We start from the raw sequence: 7,541 nt of genomic DNA on the forward strand, positions 1-7,541 counted from the left end.
CTGGTTATTTTTTTCGACTATTCAGACGTATTTATAAGACCCTCTTTCTCTATTACTGCAGACGGGTCATCGATCGGCATAACATCGGCTGGAAGCATGGCCATGCCACCAATGGCCAAGGGCAGCCAAGTCGCCCTGCGTCATATGCAGGCCCGCCTTGGTTCGACGCCAGACAATATCGTCTACCGTTTCGGCGTATTCATGCGAACGCAGATATGTGACTTCTCGCTCGGTCAGTCCGCCGCCAAAATCTTGTCCAAGATCTTCGACTTTGCGCGTGTCACCGAGTAAGGCATAACTTCGCGTTCCGTAATGTCGGACGAGCCGCATCGCCCGAGATTTTGAAAGAAAAGCATAGCGTCGGGTGAGTTCGTCGGCGAGTGCCGATACTCCGTCGCGAGGAAAATCTCCACCTGGAAGGGAGGATGTGGCGGTCCATCCTTCATTGCGGCCGCAACGTGGTTCGATCTCAGCGAGACGATGCAATGCATCTTCAGCAAGGCAGCGATAGGTCGTAATTTTCCCACCGAAGATTGAGAGTAGGGGCGCTCGTCCGTCGGCATCACGGTCTAGGGTCAGCACATAATCTCGCGTCGCCTCCTGCGCTGCCGTTGCACCGTCATCATACAGCGGCCGCACGCCAGAATACGTCCAGACAACGTCGTCCGGTCTTACTGACTGCCGAAAATAGCTGGAAGCCGCCTTGCAGAGATAGTCAATCTCCTCGGAATTAGCGGTGACATCAGCGGGATCGCCATGATAGTCACGATCGGTAGTGCCAATCAGCGTAAAATCATCTTCATAGGGTATTGCGAAAAATATCCTCCCGTCGGGATTCTGGAAAATGTAGCAGCGGTCGTGATCGTAGAGTCGCCGCACGACGATATGAGAACCTTGAACGAGACGCACGGAGCCTGCGGCACCCCGGCTGAGCACTTGCATACCGATCTCGCCGGCCCATGGTCCGGCTGCATTGATTAGCGCATGTGAGCGGATCGTCATCGGCTCCAAGCCGTTCGGCCGGTGAAGTTGAAGATGCCAGATTCCCTCAACGCGCTCAGCACGCACGCATCGACATCGCGGCAACACCGTCGCTCCACGCTCTTCTGCATCCATAGCGTTGAGCACGACCAATCTATTATCTTGTACCCAACAATCAGAATACTCGAAGCCAATTGAGGACACGTCGCGTAATGGCGCACCGAGGGGATCTCTCGATAGACGAATTGTGCGTGTGCTGGGTAGCACCTTGCGCGTGCCGAGATGGTCGTAAAGGAATAGACCAGCGCGCAGCAACCAAGCGGGACGCAAGCCGCGACGGTGCGGCAATACGAAACGCAGCGGCCAGATGATATGTGGCGCGATACCTAAAAGCCGCTCTCGTTCGGCAAGTGCATGGCGAACTAGGCGAAACTCGTAGTGTTCAAGATACCTGAGCCCGCCATGGATCAGCTTTGTCGACGCCGACGACGTCGCACCGCCAATATCGCCCTGCTCACACAGCGCAACCGTCAACCCTCGTCCCACGGCATCACGGGCAATGCCGCAGCCATTTATCCCACCGCCGATCACAGCTAGATCGTAAATGCGACTCATGGAGCACAATGCCTATCTTGCCGGACGGCAAGAAGACGCTCCGCGACCTCGATGAAGCCTCCAGCACTAGTCGCCTTCGTCACATAGGCCGGCTCGGCAGGGAGCGCGCCGATGAATTGACGGACATTCGCGACGCCGCAGCTATTCGCGAAGAAGCCGAACATGGGTGCGTCGTTCGGGCTGTCGCCCACAAAGACGATCTTCGCATTGTCGCGGGCGATATCCAGATGCAGAATGTCGTTCGCGAACTGGCGGCACATCGTGAGCTTGTCGTAATCGCCAAACCACCCATTGACGTGGATGGACGATACTTTCGCCGTTGCCCCGGCCTCGGCAAAGAGCGTCGCGATTCGCGAGACGTCTGCTTCGCGCAGTGGGGTGACGTCCTCGCAGATATCGATGGCGAGATCCGCTTCACGATACAGCTGATCGGCGGCGACGGCGCAACCCGGCACGTCAGCAAGGATACGATCGGCGAGTGAACGAAGGCGCACACGGTTGGCCGCTCGCTGTTCCTCAGACGCAGCGAAGACTCGGTGCATCCGCCGCTCGCCGCGATCATAAGCGAAATACAAGGCGCCGTTCTCGCCTACCACGCCGGCTACCGGCCAGAAGCGGGCGATCATGTCGCACCAGCCCGCCGGCCGGCCGGTCACCGGTGCGACAGCGATTCCGGCGTTATCGAGCGCTTCCAGTGCAGCATATGAGTGGGCCGGCAGTCGGCCTTCCTCGGTGATCGTATCGTCGATATCGGCGAAGACCACACGAACTTGGCGCGCCACTTCATCCGACATTTCACAGATCGGGCGCATAGATCAATCCTCTGTCGTCACAAAAGACTCGAGCAGGCGGGCATCCGCGGCCAGATCGAGAAAGGAAAAGCGATTGCGCATTTCCCGCGCGTGAAGCACTGCCTCATGGTAGAAGTCACTAGATAGGCCGAGATCTTTTGCCGAGACTGGTGCTCCGGCTGACCGCAGAAGACTTTCCATTTCTGAGACGGGTATCATCATTGGACGTGTCTCCTCTCGCAACGCCGGCCAGAGTTCAGCGAGGCGTTTATTGAGAGCCTCAGCGCCGACGGCATCGAGACGTTTCGGTGCTATGTCAGCATAACATTGCGCGGCGATCTCACGGCCCATCCGTTGCGCCATGTCCTGCGGATCGATCTCCGTCGGCTTGAGCTTCGGCGGTGTTTCGGATGCAAGTAAACTCTGCTGCACCCGCGCCAGTGTCAGCGACGCCACTCCTACCTGCTGCCCGTGCAGGGTGCCGGGATGCCGATCGCCAGCGAAGCAGTCGATATAATGGGAGATTTGGTGCTCACCCATCGATCCTGGGCTCGACGTACCCGCAAAGGATATCCCCAATCCGCAGAGCGTGAGGACGCGGCTGAGATAACCGAAGGCTTCTATGTCACCTGCCGGTAAGCTGGCTGCACGCCGGTTCAGTTCCGCTTCGTCCGCATCCTGGATGACATAAGGTGCCGTCGAATAAGCGGAACCTAAGAGGCGGTGAGAGAGCCACCAATCGACCTGAGCCACGGAGCGCGCGATGCAATCTGCGAAGCCCGACGCCGCAAGGAATTTAGGCGCAGACGCGGAAACGCTGAGATCCCAGAAGCAGCCCGAGGGTGCATGGGACCGCAGAGAAACTTTCAAGCCGCTGTCGAGCGTGATCGACGCTGTCGTCGAGGTGTAGCCGTTCATCGAGGAGGCCGTAGGAAACACGCAGTATCGCCTGCCATCACAGCTGGTGACGTATTTGCAGAGGTCGTTGATCGTGCCGGATCCGACCGCGACTAGCGCATCCACACCTCGCGTTCGCGCAGCAAGATCCTCGACGGACCGCATATCAGCGTGAGGCGCATCGAGGACGACCCGCTCAACCGTCGCTATCGACCCAAGGCGCTGCGCGACGCGCTCACCCAGTGCGGCCTCCGTCGCTTGGTCGAAGACCACGGCGAGACGGGGGCCAAGACCAAGATCGCGCACGAGGTCGGCTTCCGCGCCATCAAGAGAGTCGGCGATTACAATCGAATCATAAGGAACGGTCGCGTAATCCCCCGTTTCCGGGTTTACCCAGCGCCCGGCGACGATATCGTCGATGAGGAAGGTCCACTGTCCGTTCGACGTCGCTGTCCGTGCGAGCCCACCCGCTGCCGGCATTAAGCTTCTCCAAGTTATCGTCTTGGACAAATGACAAACTATCATGTCGAATGTCAAGACAAAATTTACTATAGTTTGACATCTGACAACGCACTCCATAGAGTCGAGGGAGGAGGACAACATTCCGACCATGGAGCATGATGGCAATGGTGAGGCGGCCGAGCGGAAGGTCGTGCTGCCGATGGAGCTCGATAACGATGTTGTCTGGGCCGCATGGCTTTACTACGTCGACGAATTGACTCAGAGCGACGTCGCAAAGATCCTCGGAGTGTCTCGTGCTACGGTAGTCAATCTCCTGCGCGACGCCCGTCAGCGCGGTGTCGTGTCGATTCAAGTCAATGCCGAGATTTCGACTCGGGCCTTGCTCGCGCGGCGCCTAGCCGAACGCCACGGGCTCGTCGGTGCTCTCGTCGTTCCCTCAGACGGCCCGACGCCGCTGACCGATCGGATCGGTAATGCCGGCTCCCGAATTCTTACCCAATATGTCGAAACCGGCGACGTGATTGGCGTCGCTTGGGGGCGCACGGTCCTTGCGACAGCCCGGGCGATCTCAGGTAATTATCCGGTGTCGTCCCTCACTGTCGTGCAGGTCTCTGGAAGTACGTTCGGGTCGTCTGATTTTTCGCCGGAATTCTGCACCTCCCTGCTAGCGAACAGGCTGGACGCACGCTGCGTCAATCTGCTCGCACCCGCTGTGGTGAGTTCCCGTTCACTGCGCGACGCGTTGCTGCAGGAGCCGATCCTTGCCAGGCAGTTCAACCTCATCCGGTCGGCGACGAAGATCATCTTCGGCGTCGGTGATATTGGTCCATCAAGCACGGTCCGCGCGGCCGAACTTGCCGGCCCCGATACCTTTGATGCCTATGCCGCGGCGGGCTCCAAGGGCGTTATTATTGGTCGGTTCATCGACGCCAATGGTCGGCCGGTCTCCGGCCCGCTGGACGAACGCATGATCGGCATCTCACTCGACGAGTTGCGCCGTATTCCGGTCAGAATCTGCCTAGCCGGCGGCCGCGACAAGCGCGAGGCAATCCGCGCCGCGCTCCGCGGCGGGTATGCGACACATCTAATAACCGACAGCGCAACAGCAGAGTGGCTGCTGCGCTAATAAACAACCGGCTTTGCGTCATGGGAGGGCGTTATGGGCGGAGAAAAATATGTCATCGGTATCGATGCATCTACGCAATCGACTAAGGCTATTGCCTGGACACGAGATGGTCACGCAGTGGCCGAAGGCCGAGTAGCGATCCGGACGGACCAACCCCATCCCAGCCATGCCGAGCAGGATGCGGAAACCTGGTGGTCGTCGACGCGCGAGGCACTGCGAGCTGTGCTTGCCAAAATCGATCCAGCTGATGTCGATGCAATCGCGATATCCGACCAGCGCGAGACGATGGTTTTCGTAGACGCTGCAGGCCGACCGCTCGCCCCTGCAACTCTCTGGATCGACGGCAGGGCGGCCGAGAGTTTCCGTGACTTCGCCGAGGCGTTCGGTGCCGAGCGCCTGCACCGGATCACCGGCAAGCAACCCGACGTGATCCCAGCCGTGTACCGCCTCCACTGGTTTCGCCGCCACAATCCTGATCTACTCGACCGGGCGGCACAGATTCTGGATGTTCACGGTTTCCTCACGATGCGGCTGAGCGGTTCGCCGCATGCCACACACACCAGCGCGGACCCACTCGGTATCTTCGACCTACAGAGCAAGAACTGGTCAATCCCCATCCTTGACAGTGTTGACATTTCGATCACGAAGCTGCCACCGGTTCACGCGCCAGGAACTGTGATGTGTTGTGTTTCGGATCCCGGTGCCGCCGAGACGGGGCTTCGTCCGGGCACGCCGATCGTTGCGGCCGGCGGCGACGGCCAATGTGCCGGTTTGGGCGCAAATGCCGTTAGGCCCGGCACTGTCTATCTCAATCTCGGCACGGCCCTAGTCGCTGGCCTGTGGTCGCCGGATCCACTCACGGACCGTTATTGGAGAACCATGACATCTCCCACGGGAGAGGGGTATTTTCTCGAAGCAGTGCAGCGCGCCGGAGCCTTTTTCGTCAATTGGCTGATCGATAATTTCGCCGGAGGCCGCGCCGATCCAAACATCTTCGTCCGACTTGAGGCCTTGGCGTCGCAAATCCCAGTCGGCTCGGAAGGCTTGCTGGTCCTGCCGTATCTCACCGGCTGCATGGATCCCCACTGGAACCCTGATGCCCGCGCTGCTTTTATCGGTCTCGGGGCCCATCATACGACTGCTCATCTCTATCATGCCTCGCTCGAAGCCCTGACTCTCGAGACCGCACGCGCCGTAGCCGCTATGCGAATGGCAGGACTTGCTGCCGAACGGATTATCGCTGTTGGTGGTGGTGCCGCCTCGGCTCTCTGGCTCAGGATGTTCGCCGACGCCACGGGATTACCTGTTTATCGCGGCGAGTCCGATGAGGGCTCCGCTCTCGGTGCTGGCATCACCGCGGCCTTCGCGGTCGGTTGGTACGAAACCATCGATTCGGCCGCTGCTGCCATGTCCCGAACCGCACAGCGGATTTCCCCGGATCCAAGTACACGCGATCGATGGGCCGCACTGTCGTCGGCACAATCAAAGCTCTACGCCGCTACGATGAAAGCGTTGCAGCGGTCCTGAAGTCCATGGCAATGCGCCGGCGCTATGCGCCCGCCGCTACTACCAGGAATAAGCTCCCTGCCCTGCCCACGGAGTTAGAGCATTTTCTGACCTGAGTGAATCGTATGGGGATTCCCGAATCGGGTGAGAGGTGATTCACGATGTTTGCTGGCGAAGGAGGCTGGCATGCATGGTGAAGGTACTTTCGCTGGATTTGCGTGAACGGGTGGTTGCGGCGATTGACGGCGGGATGTCGCGTCGTCAGGCGGCTGAACGCTTCGGGGTTGGGATTGCGACCGCGGTTCGCTGGGCGCAGCTGGCCCGGGAGAAGGGTTCGCCGGCGCCGATGAAGGTGGGCGGTGACCGCCGCTCGGAGCGTATCGAGCGCCATGCGGGGTTTATCCTTGACCTGGTCAAGACGACGCCGGACCTGACACTTGTCGAGGTGCGGGAGCGGCTGATGACGGACCGTTCGGAGTGGTTTGGCATTTCGACGATCTGGCGGTTCTTCGGCCGGCACCGGATCACGCTGAAAAAAAGACCGGGCATGCGATGGAGCAGGACCGCCCGGACGTCCTGAAGCGGCGCCGTGAGTGGTTTGAGGACCAGATTGATCTCGAACCCGAGCGGCTGATCTTCATCGATGAAACCTGGGCGTCCACCAACATGGCCCGGCGCTACGGCCGTGCCGGGAAAGGTGAACGGCTGCGCGCCGGCATCCCGTTCGGCCATTGGAAGACCACCACCTTTGTCGCCGGTCTGCGGCTCGACGGCATCGTGGCACCGATGGTGATCGACGCTCCGATCAACGGCCGTAGTTTCCGGACCTATGTCGAGAAGGTGCTTATCCCCGAGTTGCGGTCCGGCGATATCGTGATCATGGACAATCTCGGCAGCCACAAAGCACCCATCATCCGCCAGATGATCGAAGCCGCCGGCGCCAGCCTGCTCTATCTTCCACCCTACAGCCCCGACTTTAACCCGATCGAGAATGCCTTCTCGAAGATCAAGGCTATGCTGCGCAAAGCCAGCGAGCGCACCATCGACCGACTCTGGAGTGCAATCGGACAGATCATCGACACCATCATGTTGATTTCCACTGAGAAGTGACCCGGGAAGGCCGGATTTTTCCACTGAGATTTGACCCATGTTTGACTGTTTCT

Annotated in this window: 6 protein-coding genes; 3 read left to right on the forward strand and 3 right to left on the reverse strand. The window is 59.6% G+C overall.

Annotated features, from left to right (window positions below; translation table 11 throughout):
- Window positions 1-66 precede the first annotated feature (66 nt).
- From glpD to APM_RS01505, 3 genes are read right to left on the reverse strand one after another with little or no spacing between them, the layout of a single operon-like run.
- Window positions 67-1,596 carry a glycerol-3-phosphate dehydrogenase gene (gene glpD / locus APM_RS20155; protein ID WP_007421588.1) on the reverse strand — a complete coding sequence of 510 codons (1,530 nt, stop codon included), beginning with the start codon at window positions 1,594-1,596 and terminating at the stop codon, window positions 67-69.
- On the reverse strand, window positions 1,593-2,408 hold the full coding sequence (locus APM_RS01500; RefSeq protein WP_007421589.1) for an HAD-IIB family hydrolase: 816 nt from the start codon (window positions 2,406-2,408) through the stop codon (window positions 1,593-1,595). The genes glpD and APM_RS01500 overlap by 4 nt, the downstream gene beginning before the upstream one ends.
- A gap of 3 nt (window positions 2,409-2,411) precedes the next feature.
- Entirely contained in the window at window positions 2,412-3,764 is a 1,353-nt protein-coding gene (locus APM_RS01505) for an iron-containing alcohol dehydrogenase (protein WP_007421590.1), read from the reverse strand.
- Window positions 3,765-3,894: 130 nt separating this feature from the next.
- Between APM_RS01505 and APM_RS01510 the strand changes: the two genes are divergently transcribed.
- The 3 genes from APM_RS01510 to APM_RS20160 all read left to right on the forward strand — a co-directional run bounded on the left by APM_RS01510 (window position 3,895) and on the right by APM_RS20160 (window position 7,488).
- A complete protein-coding gene (locus APM_RS01510; protein ID WP_007421591.1) occupies window positions 3,895-4,872 on the forward strand; it encodes a sugar-binding transcriptional regulator in 978 nt (325 codons plus the stop codon).
- Window positions 4,873-4,905: 33 nt separating this feature from the next.
- Window positions 4,906-6,399 (forward strand): FGGY-family carbohydrate kinase, encoded by a 1,494-nt coding sequence (locus APM_RS01515; protein ID WP_007421592.1) that lies wholly within the window; start codon window positions 4,906-4,908, stop codon window positions 6,397-6,399.
- Between the two features lie 169 nt (window positions 6,400-6,568).
- A protein-coding gene (locus tag APM_RS20160) for an IS630 family transposase (protein WP_138919144.1) occupies window positions 6,569-7,488 on the forward strand; the annotation gives its coding sequence in 2 pieces (ribosomal slippage) (window positions 6,569-6,908 and window positions 6,908-7,488; 921 coding nt in all).
- Window positions 7,489-7,541 lie beyond the last annotated feature (53 nt).

Source organism: Acidiphilium sp. PM (genome assembly GCF_000219295.1).
In the GTDB taxonomy this organism is placed as follows: Bacteria; Pseudomonadota; Alphaproteobacteria; order Acetobacterales; family Acetobacteraceae; genus Acidiphilium; species Acidiphilium multivorum.